Raw genomic sequence first — 18,403 nt, 5'->3', positions numbered from 1 at the left:
AAAAAATGACCTGATGGGCGAGGTCCTCAAATACGCCAGCAATGAAGAAAACGAGGCGGAGGTCGCCTCATTGATAGCGAAGCTTCTGCCGAAGTATGTCAAGGGAACGAACTACATGAAGTGGTTCCCTTTCTGGGAGAAGAACGGCTTCCATGTGACCCCGAACCATTATTACCAGCCCATACCCGACACCCGGACCCTCAAAGATGAATTATGGGAACGCGAATCAGAGATGCCGGGCGTGGACATGAAACCCGAGGTCCAGAAGGATTTTCTGTTGAACATATTCCCCAGGTTCCGGGACGAGTATGACAGGTTCCCGAAGGGGCCTACCGGCGTTCCGCACGAGTTCCATTTCAATAACAGGATGTTCGACGGCACGGACGCGCTCGTCCTTTATTGCATGGTGCGCCATTTCAAGCCGAAACGTATAATCGAGTGCGGCTCGGGTTTTTCGACCCTCGTGTCCGCGAAGGCCGCCCTGATGAACGGTAATACTGAGCTGACCTCGATAGAGCCTTACCCATCCGAGGTCCTTAAAAAGGGTTTTCCGGGGCTCTCCAGGCTGAGCGTGCAGAAGATAGAGGAAGTCGACCTGTCCATCTTCAGCGAGTTGAAGGACGGAGACATTTTATTCATCGATACATCCCATGTCTTGCGGTGCGGCAACGATGTCCACAGGATATACCTGGAGATAATCCCGAGGCTCGCGCCGGGGGTCATTATCCATGTGCACGACATATTCTTCCCGAAGGAGTACCCGAAGAGCTGGACGTTCAAGCTGTACCGCTCCTGGACGGAGCAGTACCTTCTCCAGAGCTTTCTGGCCTTCAACAGCCAGTACGAAGTGCTTTTCTCCAACAGCTATATGGCCCTCAAGTTCTTTCCGGAGATGCAGGCCGCGTTCCCCAATTCAGAGCCGTTCTGGGGCGGCGGCAGCTTCTGGATGAGGAAAAAATCACAGGGATGAACCGCCCGAAGGTCCACCTTATCATCCTTAACTGGAACGGAAAAAAGGACACGATCGAGTGCCTTGAGTCCGTCGGCAAGCTCTCGTATCCCAATTTCGAGACCATAGTCGTGGACAACGGCTCAAGCGACGGCTCCGTGGAGGCGATAAAGGAGAAGTTTCCGGGGTTGCGCCTGATAGAGACCGGGGAGAACCTCGGCTTCGCGGAAGGCAATAACGTCGGAATAAGATACGCGCTTAAGAACGGCGCGGAATATGTCTTTTTACTGAATAACGACACGACCATAGAGCCTGACGCATTGGGCCATCTGGTCGATTTCGCGGAAAAGGACGAAAAAGTCGGCATAGTCGGGCCGAAGATCCTTTTTTATTCTGAGCCCGGTAGGATATGGTTCGCGGGCGGTATCGTCGATTTCGACAAGGGCTCCTCTCACAGGGGCGGCGGCAGGCCGGATGATGGTAAATTCGACGAGGCCGTCGAGACGGATTACATAACGGGCTGCGCATTTCTTATAAAGGCAGGCGTCATAAGCGAGGTCGGCCTCATGTCCCCCGATTATTTTCTGCTCTTTGAAGAGACCGACTGGTGCCTCAGGGCAAGGAGGGCGGGATATCGAATATTCTACGTTCCCGGCGCAAGGGTATATCATAAATGCTCCACCTCCTTTTCCTTCGGCAAATCCCGCGCCAAACGGGCGGCCCGCGCGCCGTCCTGGATTTATTATTACGCCAGGAACAACCTGCTCCTGATAAAACGCCATCTTAGCGGCATAGCCCGCCTCAAAGCCTATCTTAAGTGCCTGAAAAGAAATCTCAGGTGGCTTGAATGGGGAAGCCCCGAACAGCGTATTGAAAGGCTTTTTGCCTTGCTCGCAGGGGAATTAGACTTTTTGCGTGGAAGGTTCGGAAAAAGAGATAACCTTGACTTCCGACGTTTATGGGTTAAATGAGTGGAAATGCCAAATAGCCTCTTATTCAAAGTTGCAATTATAAGATTCTAATTAGGCAAGAATTATTCCGAGATATTTTGCATGAAAACAGCAGAATTTAAAAAATATTTCGAATGTCCGGTCTGCGGAAAACAATCCGAGTCCTTTCTGCCTTTTGGAATAAAGCAACGGCCAAACGCGCAATGTCCTGTATGCAGATCCCTTGAGAGGCACAGGCTCATCTGGCTTTACTTCAAGGAAAAAACGAACATTTTCACGGACAAAATGAAAATTCTCCATATTGCACCTGAGGGACAGATATACAAGATGCTGAAAGCCTTGCCGAATCTTGAATACATCAGCGGCGACCTGATGCCGGGCAAGGCAATGGTGCAAATGGATATAACCGACATAAAATACCCCGACAACGCCTTTGACGTCATCTATGCCAGCCATGTCCTTGAGCATATACCCGATGACAGAAAAGCCATGCGCGAGCTGCATAGGGTGCTAAAACCTTCAGGCTGGGCGATACTTCAGGTCCCTATTTCAGGCGATAGGACTCTGGAGGATCCCAATATAGTCACCCCTGAAGACAGGGAGCGGGCATTCGGACAGGGTGACCATGTAAGGCGCTATGGTTTTGATGGAGTATACAAGGCAAGGCTTGAAGAGGCGGGCTTCAATGTGCATGTCGATTCTTTTGTGAATACCTTAAGCTCGGAAGATGTGGATAGATACGGGCTCATTAACGAAGATATTTATTATGTCACTAAAAATACGGCCGCTTTTTCCTGCGCAAGCTGGTTTTCCAAGCTGATTGGGTCCTTAAAGGGGCATTGTTCCCAAATAAGTCCAAAATCCTGAAGGCGAAATGGCAGAATTTATAAAAATAGCCTCCTTCCCCATGCCTGACGAGGACACCTATTATTTCAGGCTTTACTATGACGCCCTTCAGAAGCATGGCTATAAGATAGTGGACACGAGGGGTAAAACCTTCGGCCCTGCCTGGCTCAGGGAGAACAGGGGCAGGGTGCGGATAGTGCATTTCCACTGGCCGGCTTATTTGTACTCGGACAGGAACCCTCTTGTTTTTTTGAAAAAACTTCTGCTTTTCATCCTGAACCTCCGCCGCGCCAAATCAATGGGATATAAGATAGCGTGGACGGTGCACAACCTCTTCCCCCACGAGCGGAACAATATGGCGCTCGAATACGCCGGAAGGCTTGCCATGTCGTGTTTTTCGGATGTCGTATTCGTGCATTTCGTTGAGGCGAAGGAGATGCTGTCCCGCTATTTTCTCAGAAAGAATGATGTTTACATAATACCCCACGGCAATTTCAGCGCTGTTTTTGAGAATAAATGCGGCAGGGAGGAAGCTCGGGAGAGGCTCGGTATCCCGCCGGGCGCATTCGTTTACCTCCTCTTCGGGCCGGTAAGGCCGTACAAGGGGATAGAGAACGCGATACAGGCCTTCAAAAAGATGGATGACAAGGGCGCGGTCCTCATCGTCGCCGGGAACCCGAAAGACAAGCACCTGGGCGAGTTCCTCTCAGCCGAGGCAATGTCAAACACCAGGATATTCCCTTTCCTCAGGTTCATAGAAAGAAACGAAGTGCAGTATTTCTTCAACGCCTCGGATGCCGTGCTGCTCCCCTATAAACAGGTGTTCACGTCCGGCAACCTCTTCCTGGCGTTGACTTTCAGTAAGCCCGTGGTAGCCCCTGATATGGGAATAATCTCCGAAGTCGTGGACGATAGCTGCGGTGTAAAGTATTCGCCGGACGAGGCGAACGAAAACCTGTTCAATGCCATGCAGATGGTCAGGTCGGTCGATTACGCGAAGGCTGCCGAGGCGGCTCGTCAAAAGGCGCTGGCTTACAGCTGGGAGAGGTCGGCGGAGATATCAAAAAAGGCGTTCGGCACCTTTTAGGTTTTACGTAAATTGCCATGAATAAAAAAACAAAAATCCTCTTCATGTCCCATTCCTCCGCGTTCTACGGCGCCGAGCAGAGCATGTTCTTTCTCCTCCGGCACATGGACAGGAGCGTTTTTGAGCCCATAGTCGTGTTCCCGGCCGGAAAAGGCGCGCTTGTCGAGAAGGTCGACGGCCTTGGCCTGAAAAGAGTCGTGCTTGAGTCGCCGGCTCCCTGGATACGCTCGGCTTCTCTTTTGGAGGTAACGGCCGGGTTCGTTAGCGAGCTTAAGATTGTCGAGCCTCTCGTAAATCTCATACGGGACGAGTCGATAGACATAGTCTACACTAACACCATCACCAGGATATCGGGCGCGATAGCGGCAAGGCTCGCGGGAAAGCCGCATGTCTGGCACATAAGGGAGGTGTTGAAAGACCACCCTCTAAGGGGCCCTTTCAGCATCGACGCGACGTTCAGCATTGTCGAATACCTTTCCGACCGTCTCATAACCAACTCGAAGAGCGTGGCGGCGCAGTTCCCGTCAGCCCCGGAGGGCAAGATCTCGGTCGTTTACAATGCGGTCGATACCGGCGCGTTCGTGAGCGCAAAGCCATCCGGGAAACTCCACAAGGAGCTGGGCATCAGCCCGGACTGCCCCCTTGTCGGGATAATCGGCACAATACACAGGCACAAGAACCATGAAGACCTCGTAAACGCGTTCGCTTATCTTAAAAAGGAAAAGAGCAAGGCGAAGCTCCTGATAATCGGGCAGCCCGACCGCGAGTACAAGCCCGTCCTGCTCGGACTTATAGAAGAGCAAGGCCTCGGAGATTCCGTCATATTCGTTGATTTCCGAAACGACATGCCCGAGGTCTTCAGCGAACTCGACATAATAGTCGTCGCCTCGCTTGGCGAGCCTTTCGGGAGAACGACCATCGAGGCGATGGCCGCTGGAAAACCCGTGGTCGCGACGAATACCGGCGCGTCGCCCGAGATAGTGGTGGACGGTGTGACAGGTCTCCTTGTCCCCGTGCGCGCCCCGGACAGGATGGCTGCGGCCATAACGAAGATACTCGGGGAGCCGGCGCTTGCGGAAAAGATGGGAGCCGCCGGCAGGGAGCGCGTCCTGAAGGTCTTCACAAAAGAGAATTATATTTCAGGGATCGAACACGTATTCAGGGAAGTTTACGGGCGTTACGCAAAGGAAGCTCCCCGGCCTTCGACTAACGAAAGGCTGGTCCATGATATCGCCGCTATAACCGGAATGGACGAGCTGTATGGGATTTTCATGCAAATAAACAAGCTGGCTAAAATGGAGCGCGAGCTTGCTGAGAAGGACCGCCAGATAGCCGAGAAGGACCGCCAGATACAGGCGCTCCTCAATTCCTGGAGCTGGAAAGTAACAGGGCCGCTCCGCCGTGTTCTTGAGGGCGTAAGGAAGCCCTGACTTGAAGAATATAGAAATGAAGAACACAGGAAATAAAGCCGAATGGGAGTTCACTCCCGGAGAAATGGGAGAGAGGCTCCGTAATCTCGTCGAGCGTAACCGGAGGCTCACAGGCGAGCTTGCCGAGAAGGACCGCCAGCTCCAGTGCGTTCTGAATTCATGGAGCTGGAAGTTGACCGCGCCGTTACGGCGCATACTCGGGATGATGAAAAAGTCCTGACCATGCCGATGGAGCAGCCGTGCTGAACAAGCTCTTCTCTATTCTTACCGGTAAGTTCGCCGAAAGGGGCGCGCCCGATGCGGCCCCGTCCATAAAGCACCCCTGGCAGGTCGGTAAGGTCAGGGGCGACAGGTGCGACAACCCGGAGTATAAGAAGCTCGTGCAGGAAGAGATAGCCGAGTACAGCAGCGTCGAGATTACGAAGGACCTGAAGCTCGGCGGGATACATGACTTCGGCGCGTGGCATTATTATTGGAAGCACGTGAACAGGAGGGTCGAGAAGCTCCTGGGCTGTTCCAACATATGGCCCCTCATGGAAAAAAACGCGAACGCGATGGAGAGGCCCAGGATACTGAGCCTGGGATGCGGCCACGGGGGGCACGAGCTGGGCCTGGCGAGAAGGCTTAGGACCGGCTACCATATAACCGCGCTCGACCTGAACGAGAACATATTGAAGACGGCGCGCGAGACGGCGGCTCGCGAGAAGCTGAATATAAAATTCGAGTGCGCCGACCTGAACTACATATCCCTGCCCGAGGGCGGATTTGATTTCGTCTTTTCGCAGGCATCCCTTCATCATATAATGAACCTCGAGCACCTCTTCGAGCAGATAAACAGGGCCCTCACGGACGATGGGGAGTTTTATATAGCCGATATTATCGGCAAAAACCGCGTGATCCTCTGGGACGAGAACCTCAAGTACCTTAACGGGCTCGTCCGGGAAATACCGGAGAGGTTCAGGAGGGACGAGAGAGGCCGCCTCGTAAAGAAGATCTCTCCTAGCAAGGGCGAAGGCATGGAGGGTGTCAGGCAGGAGGAACTGTACGGCATCCTACTTGAGCACATGAAAGCCAAATTCGTCTATCCCCACAACGCGTTCATCAGGTTCATCGCGACCCATCCCGTTCTGGGAAGGAACCTCTCCGAGGATACGGCGGAGGCCAGAGGTATCCTTGATTACCTTATCGGAGAGGACGACAGGAGCGTCGAGTCAAAAGCGCTCCGCCCGACCGAGTTCCTGGGCATATTCGGAAGGGAATAATCACATATGAGAGAGCCTTATTCAGGGGTCCTATTTTGGCAGGGCTGCGGCGCATTTTGAGAGCGCAATTAATAAGAGATATTTACGGCGAACTTGAGAACCTTTCGAGGAGAATGACCTACCGGTTCCGGGCGGAGCGCCCGGGGTCGCCCAGGGGCAATTGCAATATATGCGGCAGCGAGGTCGCCTTCGAGGACGTCGAGCCAGCAAGCCCGAGGGAAAGCTTCCGCTGCCCCTTGTGCAATTCGACGAGCAGGAACAGGTTTCTGGCCTATACGCTCGGGATGGTGCTTGGATTCAAAGAAGAGCCTCTGGCGCGGCTTAAAAGAAACAGGAGCGTCAGGATATTCGAGGCGAGCGGGGTCGCAAGGTATTGCAGATATCTTAGCAGGGCTTTCGACTACATAAACGCGCAGTACGACCCCGAGGTGCTAAAGAAGAGGACCTTCGACCGCGGAAAATATGCCGACCTTCAGTCCCTGCACTATCCTGACCGCTCCTTTGATGTCGTTATCGCTTCGGATGTCCTTGAGCATGTGCGGCTGTACGAGGATGCTTTGAAGGAGGTTTACAGGGTGCTCGACGCAGAGGGTGTCTTTCTCCTTCAGGTACCATATGAGAATTCGATGGTGAAGACTGTAACCCGCGTAGAAACGAGGGGTGATGAAGACTGCCATCTGCTGCCGCCTGTTTACCACGGGGGCCGGACGCTCGTATACCGCGATTACGGACGGGACCTCCTTGACCTAATGAGCGACATCGGGTTCACCGCGTTTTATCTGGAAAAGGGGTTGGCTCAACTGGGCGTTCCCCGGCAGGGCATTATTATCGGGGCCAAAAACCCGCAATTCGATCTGACCTCCATCTTTGAGCGGGCTTGAGGCGGAAGCCGGAATATATAGACCAATGAAGGTGAAGGGCTTTAAAAAAATAATGGGGCCTTTCCGGGCCGCGTGCGAGTCGCTGCTTCCCCGGCCCACTCCTCCGCACTCTCCGGAAGATAACGGGAAGACGAACCTTCTCATAATCTCCAGGTTCGTCCCGGAGTTCGACCGCGGCTCGGGCGAGCTCAGGTTTTTTTCGATCATAAGGCTACTGTCCAGATGCTACAACATAACCTATCTCTCCAGGGAGCGTCACGAAGGGTACAGGAGAGGGAGGGGTGACAAGTACGTTGATGCCCTTGAGGAGCTTGGCGTTATAGTCCATGTCGCGCGATTCAACCTCAAGAGCATACTAAAGGGGAATTTCCGGTTCGCCCTGCTTGAGGTCTACTCGACGGCGGATAAATACATCGAGGAGATAAGGGCCCGGAGCCCGGGTACGTTCATAATCACCGACTCGGTCGACGTTTTTTTCTACCGCGAGATGAAGATGGCCGAGGTCTATGCTGATGACGAAATGCGCCGTGGCGCCCTTGAGACGAAAAGGAAAGAACTCGCTGTATACAAAAAATCCGATATGGTGTGGACGGTCACCGGGCTCGACAGGGACATACTCCTTTCCGAGAAGCCGGGGCTGAATGTCGCCATTGTCCCCAACGTGCATGAGATGAGCGCCGGCCCGTCTGACGCTTCCGAAAGGGAAAGGGGTGTCCTCGTATTCGTCGGCGGGTTCAGGCACAGGCCGAACGAGGACGCGGTGCTTTATTTCTGCGGCGAGGTGCTGCCGCTCGTAAGGAAGCGATTGCCGGGAGTTAGGCTCAGGATCGTCGGCGACAGCCCTCCGCCCTCGATCACCGCCCTCCGGTCGGATTCAATAGAGGTAACCGGACGCGTTCCGGACACCATGCCTTATCTCCGGACGAGCTACATATCAATAGCTCCGCTCCGTTACGGCGCGGGCCTCAAGGGCAAGATAGGCGAGGCAATGTCCATAGGGCTGCCGGTCGTTACGACCTCCATAGGGGTGCAGGGTATGGATGCGCGGATAGGGGAAGATATAATGGTGGGCGACACGCCCGAGGCCTTCTCGGATTGTATATTGAGGCTCAGCGAGGATGAAGCGCTTTACAGGGCAGTGACGGAGAACAGCTTCAATTACATGAGAAATAATTATTCGCCTGAGATAGTGGGCGGGATATTAAGTGAGATATTCCTTAAAATAGAGGAGAGGGCCGTAAGACAGGGATGAATCCAGGCCTTTGTATGATAAGGCAGCAGTCGTGGGCGTTAAAGCCTCTATAATATACCTGACCAGGAACGGGGGCGCTGTATTCCGGGAATCCCTTGAATCCGTCCTTTCGCAGGAAGCGCCTTTTGAGTTCGAGGTTATAGCCGTTGATTCCGGCTCCACCGACGGGACGCTCGAAGCGATGAGGGCGCGCCCTGTAATGGTGCATTCTATTAAGCCCGACGAGTTCAATTTCGGGCTCACGCGCGACTACGGCTTTTCCCTTGCTAAGGGCGAGATAGTCGTTACGCTCTCGCAGGACGCGGTGCCGGTCGGGAAAAGCTGGCTCAAGGACATTGTCGCTCCTTTCGACGACCCGTCCGTAGCGGCCGTGCAGGCCCGGGAGCGCCTGCCTGTCGCGGACGCATTTTACTGGCTCAAGGCCGGCCTCTTTTATTACACAAGGGAATGCAAGGGCTGGATAAGAAAGCACGGGGGCATCGGGCTGTCCTTCGTCTGCTGCGCCGTCCGGAGGAGCGTCTGGGATGCGAACAGGCTCGGCCAGGTAGAGATGAGCGAGGACAAGGTCTTCCAGAAAAAACTCCGGGAAAAGGGAGAGAGGATAATAATGCAGGAGAAGGCCGCTGTATTCCATTCGCACCAGTACGGCATCGTTGAACTTGCCAAAAGGTGCGAAAACGAGGGCCTTGGCTGGAGGAATGTCGGCCAGGCATATTCTTTCGGCGATATGGTCCTGGATTTTTTCAACTTCGGCATGATGCTCGGCTATCTCCGCGGCCTCATGCGGCTTGAGATGCGGCGGCCCGCCGAATTTCTTTTCCCGCTCATAAGGCCGGTATTCATATTCAAGGGGAATCATTTCACGAAGAGGTATGTAAGATGAAAGCGTCCTGGCTTGCCCGGCCTAAGGAGCAAGGATGAGGATATCCGTAATTATCTGCACATATAACCGTTCGGCCCTGCTGAAGGATTCCATGCGCTCCATAATGGGCCAGGACTTCCCGAAGGACCGCTACGAAATTGTCGTGGTGGACAACAATTCGAACGACTCGACAAAAGAGGTCGTCGAGGGCTTTGCCGCATCCTCTCCGGTTAGGATAAAGTACGTTTTTGAGAGAAGGCAGGGACTGTCGAACGCCAGGAATACCGGCGTAAGGCACACGGAAGGGGAGATTATAGTCTTCACGGACGACGACATAGAGGCTGACCCGAGCTGGCTCAAGGAATATGACATCGCTTTCAAGGACCCGGAGGTATATGCTGCCGGAGGACCTTTAAGGCCGGTCTGGCCGGGGAAAAGGCCCGAATGGCTAACCGATGAGTTCCTGGGCTTCATTGCCGTAAGCGAGTTCAGGGAGGCCCGAAGGAGCGGTAACGAGTTCAAGGACGAGAACGACAACCCCTGGGGCGCGAATATGGCTTTCAGGAGAGATGCCTTCGATGAGTTCGGCGGGTTCCCCGAGGACCTGGGGAGAAAGGGGAAGCTTCTTTTGTCGAACGAGGAGATACTCCTTTGCAGGACGATCAGGCGGAAGGGGAGGCGGATAGTCCTTGTGCCAGGGGCCGTAGTGCACCACAAGATTTCCAAATCGAGGCTCAGCAAGAGGTGGTTCTGCCAGCGTTTTTACTGGCAGGGCCGCTCCGACGCGGTCCTTGGCACGGCCCTGAAGACCTATCCTTATGCCCATCTCCGGTTTTCAGCCCGTGACTTGAGCATGCAAAGGACAGCCGGCGTACCCGAGTTCGTTATCAAATGCCACGAAAGGTATGCCATCGGATTCCTCCATCAACTCCTTGTCACTGACCCCCAGGACGACTTCAGGGTCTTGAGGGCCCTTGAGACATTCGCCGGGTTTACGAGAAAACGCCATTCGATATTCCAGGCATTCAGCAGAAAACTGACCGCGCCCATGAGGGCGTTCTACGGCTCGCTCAAGGGGTTATTGCCGTAGCCGGGCTCCCGCATGCCAAGGTTGAAATGGCGCGGCAATCAGTACCTCTGGTACACCCAGGCGACCCTGCCTATTATGAATTCTTTTTTCGAGTTTCCGTTGTATACCGCTGTCTCGGGGAAAGCAGGATTGTCCGGCTTAAGCACTATCCTGTCCGGGTAGGCGAAGAGCCTTTTAAGCGTAATGCCTTCGAAGTCAAGCCACACGGCATATATATTTCCGCTTGTCACCCGTTTATCACCGGTATGAACGCCTGCGACCGTGCCGTCCAGTATGGATGGCCTCATGCCGTCCCCAAGCACCTTCACAGCCGCTGTCCCCGGAGCGCAGTCCGCTGACGGAACCATGATCGAGCCGATGGGGTCGGTGGCCGGGAACTCCCTCGGAGGGCCTGCCGTGGCCGGGTCGTATATGTTTACCTTTATGAAATCCCCTCCCCCGTAAACAACCGAGCCGTCCTTTACCGAGCCGACCCACCCAGGGTCAAGTAGAGAGAGGCGACCCTGGCCGGTAAGGAGCCAGTCGAGACTCACGCTCCCCATGTAGGCTATTTTACGCAATGTCGCAATGTCAGGGGCACGTTTGTCGGTCTCGTAATCACTTATTGTGGCAAGCCTGGAAAAACCCAATTTCCCTGCAAATTCGGCCTGGTTGAGGTTCAATAAGCCTTCCCGTACCTGCCTGATTCTTTCACCAAGAGTTGTTTTTTGTCCGTCCAAATTAAAAATCCTGTTGACATGATTTACGCAAAATGGTAAATTGCGTAAAAATCATAAAGTTTATATCACTTTTTCGTATACAGGTCAACGGCGTTCAGCAAGGGTTTGGAAAGGGATTGTAAATGTCCGGAAACGATGTGCTTAGCCGCATGATGCAGGCTTCGGGTCTGAAGACCGGCTCGAGTCTGGCTGAGGCGCTCGGGGTCAGCCCGCAGGCGATTTCCAATTACCGCAAAAGGGGAGCTATCCCGTCGTCACTGGTTCTCAAGTTTTCCGAAAAATTCGAGGTCTCCCTTGACTGGCTTGTTAAGGGCAACGGAGGGCCCCGGGTGGACCCATATCGAGCGGCTCCGGACCGCCATTCCGTATGCGCCGAGGCAAGCCCTGAAGAGTTGGTGTGTATCGGCAAGATGCTGACCATTTTCCGGCGTGAGAACCAGGTCTTTGCTATTGCGGTCAAGAGCGCGATAGAGGTCTTTTACGCGCATATTCCGTAAATCTTCGTTTCAGGCCCGCCTCTCCATAATCCGGCTCCATTTCCGGTAGCCTTCCATTCTGTATCCGCTTATAATTGCCTCTGAGAACCGTTCCTTGGAGGAGAGATGCAAAGGGACCTGGTCTTCAGCATACAAGGCCTTACGAAGGTCTACCGGATGGGCGAGGTGGAGGTGCACGCCTTGAGGGGAGTGGACCTCGAGCTCTGGTCCGGGGAGCTTGTAGTGTTCCTCGGCCCTTCCGGGAGCGGCAAATCCACCCTCTTGAACATTATGGGCGGTCTGGACGTGGCCACAAGCGGCAAAGTCATGTACAGGGAAAGGGAGCTTACCAGGGCAAATGAGGCGGAGCTTACCGAGTACCGCCGCTTCCACGTTGGCTTCGTCTTCCAGTTCTATAACCTCATACCGAGCCTCACCGCGAGGGAGAACGTCGCCGTGGTCACGGAGATAGCGGCGAAGCCGATGCGGCCTGAAGATGCGCTCTCAATTGTAGGCCTCGGCGAAAGGCTCGATCACTTCCCGGCCCAGCTCTCCGGGGGCGAGCAGCAGAGGGTCGCGATAGCCCGGGCCATCTCGAAGAACCCCGACGTGCTTCTCTGCGACGAGCCCACGGGCGCGCTCGATTCAGAGACAGGCATAGTCGTTCTTGAGGCTCTCGACAGGATAAACAGGGAGCTCGGCACTACGACCGCGGTCATAACCCACAACTCCGACATCGCGGGCATGGCCGACCGCGTCATCCACCTGAGTAACGGTCACATCTCGGAGGTCCTCTCCAATCCCGTAAAGAAACCCCCGAGGGAGCTCCATTGGTAACATGAAGGCGCTTGATAAAAAGCTCATAAGGGACCTCTGGAGGATGAGGGGGCAGTCGCTCGCCATAGCCCTGGTCATTGCGAGCGGGGTAGCGACTTTCATACTCCTCGTGAGCACGATGGACTCCTTGAAGCTCATGAGGGATACGTTCTACAGGGAATACGGCTTTGCCGATGTTTTTGCGAGGCTTAAGCGAGCGCCCGAGGGCCTAAGGGAGAGGATAGAGGAGATTCCCGGGATCGAGCTGGTCGAAACCAGGGTGGTTGCCGACGTAAGACTTGAGGTAAGTGGGTTCGGAGAGCCGGTTACGGCCATGCTCATCTCACTCCCGTCGGATGCGCCCGCGCGCCTCAACAGGCTCCACCTGAGGCAGGGCAGGCTCCCGGACCCGGTTAAGGACGACGAGTCGGTCTTGAGCGAAGCATTTGCCGAGGCGCACGGGCTGAAAATCGGGGATACCGTAAACGCGATAATCGAAGGCCGGATGAAGGGCCTCAAGATTACCGGCATCGCGCTCTCGCCGGAGTTCATCCTGCAGGTAAGGCCCGGGGCCTTGAGCCCGGACTACAAGCGGTACGCGATAGTCTGGATGACCAGGGACGCTGTCGAGGCGGCCTATGACATGGATGGCGCGTTCAACGACGTAGTCGCCTCGCTCTCTTCCGGGGCGGACCCCTCGCAGGTGATAACGAGGCTCGATGAGATGCTCGCCCGGTACGGCGGGCTCGGCGCGACCACGCGCGAGGACCAGGTCTCGCACAGGTATCTTACCGAGGAGTTCAACCAGCTCGAAAGGAGCGCGACCATATTCCCGGCCATATTCATAGGAGTGGCCGCGTTCCTCCTCAACGTCGTCATAAGCCGGACCGTGAGCACGCAGCGCGAGCAGATAGCCGCGCTTAAGGCTTTCGGGTACGGCAACTTCGCGATCGGCCTCCATTACGTGCAGCTCATATTGCTAATCGTTCTCGCGGGTACAGCGGGCGGGCTCGCCCTTGGCGCGTGGCTCGGGACAAGGCTTTCCGGCCTCTACATGGAGTTTTACAGGTTCCCGTACCTCCTTTACGACCTGAGGCCCGGTGTCGTCATCATGGCTTCCGCCATAACCGGCGCCGCGGCCCTTGCCGGGACGATTTTCGCCGTCTACCGGGCCGCTGCCCTTCCGCCAGCAGAAGCCTTGCGGCCGGAGCCTCCGGCAAGGTACAGGCAGACGCTCCTCGACAGGCTCGGGTTCGGCCGCGTGCTGTCCCAGCCGTCGAGGATGATAATCAGGAATATAGAGAGGAGGCCGATAAAGTCCCTTCTTTCGATAATCGGCATATCGCTCGCCGGAGCGATACTCATAGCGGGCATCTTCTTCGGGGACGCCGTGGATTACCTTATAGACGTGCAGTTCAGGCTCGCGCAGAGGGAGGACATGAGGGTCACCTTCACGGGCCCGGTCTCATGGAAGGCCCTTTACGACCTCGAAGGCGTCGAGGGTGTCTACAGGGCCGAGCCTGCGAGGTCCGTACCCGCGAGGCTCAGGTTCAAGCACAGGAGCTACAGGACCGCGGTGCAGGGAGTGTCGCCTGAAAGCCGCCTCCAGGACCTCCTTGATATAGAGCTCAATCCGATAGAGGTCCCGCCTCAGGGGCTCGTATTGACCGACTACCTGGGCAGCGTTCTCGGAGCCGGGCCCGGGGACGTCGTGACCGTCGAAGTGCTTGAGGGCGCAAAGCCGGTCGTGGAGGTGCCTGTAGCGATGCTCGTCAAGCAATACATCGGGGTCTCTGCTTACATGGATATAGACGAGCTTAACAGGCTCGCGGGCGAGGGGAATGCGGTGACCGGGGCAAACCTCGTGATAGACCGGGGCCGCTTGCCGGAGATATACGGCGAACTCTCGAGCATGCCGAAGGTGGCTGGCACGTCAGTGAGGACCGACGAGATAAGGAACTTCTACGAGACCCAGGCGGAGTTCCTCCTGTTTTTTACATTCATTGCCACGCTGCTTGCCGCGACGATCGCCTTCGGCGTAATCTACAATACCGCCCGCATCGCGCTCTCGGAGAGGAGCAGGGAGCTTGCGAGCCTTCGGGTTTTGGGGTATACCAGGGGGGAGATATCCTATATACTCCTCGGGGAGCTTGCGGTCCTTACGCTCGCTTCGGTGCCGCTGGGGTTTCTTTTCGGGAGCGGGATAGCGGCTTATCTGGTTACGGAGCTGGGTTCAGACCTCTTCCGCCTCCCTCTCGTGATAGACCTGTCGACATATTCAATGTCCGCGGCCGTGGTCCTGGGCTCTGCCGCGGTCTCGGGCCTCATAGTCAGGAGAAGGCTCGACAGGCTGGACCTGGTAGAAGTCCTGAAGGCGAGGGAATAGCATATGGATTCGAGAAAGAAGATATTGATTGCGGCCGGAATAATCATCATCGTCCTGGCCGTTATCTACGGGCTCATGCCCAAGCCCGTAAGGATCGAGACGGCGTCAGTCGAGCGCGGTCCCATGTCGGTTACCGTGACCGAGGAAGGCAGGGCGGTCGTCACCGACAGGTTCGTCGTATCGGCCCCTGTATCGGGGCATCTCAGGCGAATAGACCTGAGGGCCGGGACAACCGTGTCTGAAGGCGGAACGCTCGCAGTCATCGAGCCACTCCGGTCAGAGCCTCTCGACCCGAGGACAAGGGCGGCTTCCGAGGCGGCGGTCTCCGCAGCCGAGGCGTCGTTACGCGCGGCAAGGGAGGTGGCTCAAGCGAGGCGCGCCGAGGCCGAGTACGCCAGGGAGACGCTTTCGAGGACCAGGGAGCTCTTTAGGGGCGGACACGTCCCGAGAAGCGAGATGGACCGGGTCGAGGCCGCCGCCAGGCAGGCCGAAGCAGTGCTTAACTCAGCCGAGGCGAACGTGAACGCGGCGCGGTCCGAGTTCCAGAGGGCGCGGGCCGCGCTCATGCCCGCGGGCGAAGGCCCGGAAGCAGACGGCCAAAGGATTGTCGAGGTCAAAAGCCCGATCGCCGGGCGGGTCTTGAGGCTCCACCGCGAGAGCGAAGGGGCCGTAAGGGCAGGGGAGCCGCTAATAGACATCGGCAACACCGGAGCCCTCGAGATACGCGCGGAGGTGCTCTCGTCGGATGCGGTGCTTCTTCGCCCCGGCACTCCTGTCATCATAGAGAGGTGGGGAGGGGGCGTGCCGCTCGACGGGAGCGTCCGGATTGTCGAGCCTTCGGCGTTTACGAAGGTATCGAGCCTCGGGGTCGAGGAGCAGAGGGTCTTCGTTACCGTGGATATCCTCTCCCCTGCCGAGACCTGGGAGAGGCTCGGGGACGGCTACAGGGTGGAGACGAGATTCGTGGTCTGGGAGGAGGAGAGCGCCCTCAAGGTCCCGGTAAGCGCCCTTTTCAGGTCCGGGGACCGAGACGCGGTCTTCGTGGTAGATAACGGCAGGGCGAGGGAGAGGAGAGTAGAAATAGGCCACAGGAACGGCTTTACGGCCGAGGTGCTCTCAGGCCTCTCGGAAGGCGAAGAGATTGTGGTGAATCCGGACGAATCGCTTGAGGACGGCTCAAGGATAACCCGGATGGAGAGGTGAGTCTCTTTTTCAGGCGGCCTTTGTGCTGCCGTATTTCAGTATGTGCTCCGCCGTCCTCGTTGAGAGCGCTTCTATCGTAAGGCTCGGGTTCACCCCGCCTCCGGTTACGAAGACGCTCCCGTCGCATATGAAGAGGTTCGGGATATCGTGCGAGCGGCACCACCTGTCCACCACCGAATTTGCCGGGTCATTCCCCATCCTGCAGGTCCCCAATACGTGTATGGTCGATTCCTGGCGCATTATGTCTTTGGCCCCTGCCGCCTTCAGTATTTCCTCGCAGAGGTCCATCGAGTCCTTCGAAAGCTTCCTCGTGTTCTCGTCCCTCGAAAAGACCACCTTCGCTACGGGCACTCCGTTTTGGTCCGTCTCGGCGGCCAGTCCCACATAATTGTCCTCGCTCGGCAGTACCTCGCCCACATTCCCTATCATGGTCCGGTTCTGGTAGGAGTCTATGAAGTCCATAAGGCGTTTTCCCCAGAGATGGGGATTCCCCTCGACGAAGCTCGTGTAGAACTCTATGGGGAACATGTTGTAGGCTTCGAGCGTATAGCCCCGGACAAAATCCTTGCCCTTTATCGTGCCGTAGCGGTCCTGGTTCATGATGCCCACGGGCGGGGTGACCCAGTTGTCCAACGGCTCATCGAAGCTCCCGATGACGTTGTCCCCGAGGTGGACCATGAAGTTCCTCCCGACCAGGCCGCTCGAATTCGCAAGCCCTCCGGGGGCGGAGTTTAAAAGGAGCCTAGGCGTCTCTACCGCGTAGCATGAAAGGATTATTATCCCGGCCTCCTGCTCGTGCTCCTTGCCATCGCGCACGTATGTGACTGATTTTGCCAGGCCGTCCTGCCTCGTGTTAACCCTGATAGCGAAAGAGTTCTCCCGTATCTCGGCCCCGGCCCTGACCGCATCAGGTATGTAGGTAACGAGGGTGCTCGACTTTGCGTCGGATTTGCAGCCGTTCGTGCAGAAGCCGTACATCATGCACGGGGACCTGCCGTCCTTTGAGCCGGTTATTATGGCGTGCGGCGCCTTGGCGGGAGTGAGCCCGAGCCGTATCATTCCCCGGCCCAGGTACTGGTCCCTAGCGCTCCAGGGTAGCTCAGGATAAGGGAACGGCCCGTGGTGCGGCGGCCATGGGAAGCGCCTGGGCCCGGATACGCCGAGATACCTTTCCACCCTGTCGTAATACGGGGCGAGCTCATGGTACTTTATGGGCCAGTCGTCGGCTATGCCCTCGCGCGTCTTTAATTCAAAGTCGTCCTCGTGGAGCCGTAGCGTGGCTGCCGTATAATGGACCGTGCTCCCGCCGACCGCCCTTCCCGTGTTGTTCCTCCCAAGGGGGATAGGGTCCTTGCCGCCGGTAATCCTCAAGTCGTCCCAGTCCATGCGGCCGTCGAGCATGGTGAGCTCGTCGTTTACAAAATCCTCCCTGGTGTCGAGCCAGGGCCCGGCCTCTATTACAACGACACTCGACCCGCTCTCGGACAGCTCCTTTGCGAGCACGGCCCCTGCCGCGCCTGCCCCAACGATGCAGACGTCCACCGGGCCCTCATACCTTCTCATGAGCTCGCGCATGGGCTTCATGACGTATCCTCTTTAAAGGGTCTTCCAGCCTGGCGTGTGCCGCCGTCTGGCCGAGACCTCTTCGCGTGTTATCCATACGTAGCCCTCGGGATAGCTAGGGCCGGGAAATCCCATCCGCATCCACACGAGCGGGTGCGAGCAGTAACCGGTGAGCGCCTTTGTAAGGAGCTTTATGAAGAAATAGGAAGGGGGTATTCTTTCCCATAACCCGCCTTCGAGCCTTCCTTCCTGGAGCGCCGTTAGAAACCGGTCCTGTTCATCAGGAGCAAGCTCAATGAAGGAGCTTTTATTATACCCTGCCTTTACGCTCTCCTCGATACCCCTTAGCCCTTCTTTAAAAAGGACCTGGTCTTCAGGCATCCCTTCAGGCCTGTCCCCGCGCCCGAGCGGCTTATCGAGCGCCCAGTCGAGAAAGCCGACGAGGTCTATGCCTTCGTCCTCCGGGATGAGGCGCTTTAAAATAGCCCGCAGTAGCTCTCCCTCCCCGGGCGTGAATCTCTCGAGGCGCTCCCGGGTGAAACGGCCATCCATGCGCTCCGTAATGATGCGCCGGGCCTTCTCGTCCCAGTTCTCAATGAAGCCCTCGAAGTCTTTCCCGGTGAGCGCCATC

At 56.4% G+C, this 18,403-nt stretch carries 18 protein-coding genes; 15 read left to right on the top strand and 3 right to left on the bottom strand.

The window, feature by feature from the left end; all coding sequences use genetic code 11:
* Nucleotides 1–115 precede the first annotated feature (115 nt).
* The 11 genes from K8I01_06030 to K8I01_05980 all read left to right on the top strand — a co-directional run bounded on the left by K8I01_06030 (nt 116) and on the right by K8I01_05980 (nt 10,609).
* A complete protein-coding gene (locus tag K8I01_06030) occupies nt 116–970 on the top strand; it encodes a class I SAM-dependent methyltransferase (protein ID MBZ0219972.1) in 855 nt (284 codons plus the stop codon).
* The gene (locus K8I01_06025; protein MBZ0219971.1) at nt 967–1,920 is read left to right on the top strand and encodes a glycosyltransferase family 2 protein; all 954 of its coding nucleotides are present in this window, start codon (nt 967–969) and stop codon (nt 1,918–1,920) included. The genes K8I01_06030 and K8I01_06025 overlap by 4 nt, the downstream gene beginning before the upstream one ends.
* Nucleotides 1,921–2,001: 81 nt before the next feature.
* Complete coding sequence (locus K8I01_06020) at nt 2,002–2,766, top strand: methyltransferase domain-containing protein (protein ID MBZ0219970.1); 765 nt, start codon at nt 2,002–2,004, stop codon at nt 2,764–2,766.
* A gap of 7 nt (nt 2,767–2,773) precedes the next feature.
* Nucleotides 2,774–3,832 (top strand): glycosyltransferase, encoded by a 1,059-nt coding sequence (locus tag K8I01_06015; GenBank protein ID MBZ0219969.1) that lies wholly within the window; start codon nt 2,774–2,776, stop codon nt 3,830–3,832.
* A 17-nt stretch (nt 3,833–3,849) separates the two neighbouring features.
* The gene (locus K8I01_06010) at nt 3,850–5,262 is read left to right on the top strand and encodes a glycosyltransferase family 4 protein (GenBank protein ID MBZ0219968.1); all 1,413 of its coding nucleotides are present in this window, start codon (nt 3,850–3,852) and stop codon (nt 5,260–5,262) included.
* 1 nt (nt 5,263) lies between these two features.
* The gene (locus K8I01_06005; protein MBZ0219967.1) at nt 5,264–5,482 is read left to right on the top strand and encodes a hypothetical protein; all 219 of its coding nucleotides are present in this window, start codon (nt 5,264–5,266) and stop codon (nt 5,480–5,482) included.
* Nucleotides 5,483–5,501: 19 nt separating this feature from the next.
* Nucleotides 5,502–6,524: a class I SAM-dependent methyltransferase gene (locus K8I01_06000; protein MBZ0219966.1), complete on the top strand. Its 1,023-nt coding sequence runs from the start codon at nt 5,502–5,504 to the stop codon at nt 6,522–6,524.
* Nucleotides 6,525–6,637: 113 nt separating this feature from the next.
* Nucleotides 6,638–7,405 (top strand): class I SAM-dependent methyltransferase, encoded by a 768-nt coding sequence (locus tag K8I01_05995; protein MBZ0219965.1) that lies wholly within the window; start codon nt 6,638–6,640, stop codon nt 7,403–7,405.
* A gap of 25 nt (nt 7,406–7,430) precedes the next feature.
* The gene (locus K8I01_05990; protein MBZ0219964.1) at nt 7,431–8,657 is read left to right on the top strand and encodes a glycosyltransferase family 4 protein; all 1,227 of its coding nucleotides are present in this window, start codon (nt 7,431–7,433) and stop codon (nt 8,655–8,657) included.
* Nucleotides 8,658–8,688: 31 nt separating this feature from the next.
* Nucleotides 8,689–9,540 carry a glycosyltransferase gene (locus K8I01_05985; protein ID MBZ0219963.1) on the top strand — a complete coding sequence of 284 codons (852 nt, stop codon included), beginning with the start codon at nt 8,689–8,691 and terminating at the stop codon, nt 9,538–9,540.
* Between the two features lie 34 nt (nt 9,541–9,574).
* Complete coding sequence (locus tag K8I01_05980; protein ID MBZ0219962.1) at nt 9,575–10,609, top strand: glycosyltransferase; 1,035 nt, start codon at nt 9,575–9,577, stop codon at nt 10,607–10,609.
* Nucleotides 10,610–10,647: 38 nt separating this feature from the next.
* On the opposite strand, the gene K8I01_05975 is transcribed toward K8I01_05980, so the two are convergent.
* Entirely contained in the window at nt 10,648–11,271 is a 624-nt protein-coding gene (locus K8I01_05975; protein MBZ0219961.1) for an XRE family transcriptional regulator, read from the bottom strand.
* Between the two features lie 179 nt (nt 11,272–11,450).
* On the opposite strand from K8I01_05975, the gene K8I01_05970 reads away from it, so the two are divergent.
* From K8I01_05970 to K8I01_05955, 4 genes are all read left to right on the top strand, one after another.
* A complete protein-coding gene (locus tag K8I01_05970) occupies nt 11,451–11,825 on the top strand; it encodes a helix-turn-helix domain containing protein (protein ID MBZ0219960.1) in 375 nt (124 codons plus the stop codon).
* A 105-nt stretch (nt 11,826–11,930) separates the two neighbouring features.
* Complete coding sequence (locus K8I01_05965; GenBank protein MBZ0219959.1) at nt 11,931–12,641, top strand: ABC transporter ATP-binding protein; 711 nt, start codon at nt 11,931–11,933, stop codon at nt 12,639–12,641.
* A gap of 1 nt (nt 12,642) precedes the next feature.
* A complete protein-coding gene (locus tag K8I01_05960; GenBank protein ID MBZ0219958.1) occupies nt 12,643–15,006 on the top strand; it encodes an ABC transporter permease in 2,364 nt (787 codons plus the stop codon).
* Between the two features lie 3 nt (nt 15,007–15,009).
* Nucleotides 15,010–16,209, top strand: coding sequence for an HlyD family efflux transporter periplasmic adaptor subunit (locus K8I01_05955; protein ID MBZ0219957.1), 1,200 nt, complete (start codon nt 15,010–15,012; stop codon nt 16,207–16,209).
* 9 nt (nt 16,210–16,218) lie between these two features.
* On the opposite strand, the gene K8I01_05950 is transcribed toward K8I01_05955, so the two are convergent.
* Both K8I01_05950 and K8I01_05945 read right to left on the bottom strand, forming a co-directional pair.
* Nucleotides 16,219–17,772, bottom strand: a complete 1,554-nt coding sequence (locus tag K8I01_05950) for a GMC family oxidoreductase (GenBank protein MBZ0219956.1) — start codon at nt 17,770–17,772, stop codon at nt 16,219–16,221.
* 33 nt (nt 17,773–17,805) lie between these two features.
* Nucleotides 17,806–18,402, bottom strand: coding sequence for a gluconate 2-dehydrogenase subunit 3 family protein (locus K8I01_05945; GenBank protein MBZ0219955.1), 597 nt, complete (start codon nt 18,400–18,402; stop codon nt 17,806–17,808).
* Nucleotide 18,403: the final 1 nt, after the last annotated feature.

The sequence above is a fragment of the Deltaproteobacteria bacterium genome, from assembly GCA_019912665.1.
Taxonomy (GTDB): Bacteria; Desulfobacterota; GWC2-55-46; order GWC2-55-46; family GWC2-55-46; genus UBA5799.
This window is presented reverse-complemented; position numbering and strand designations above follow the sequence as displayed.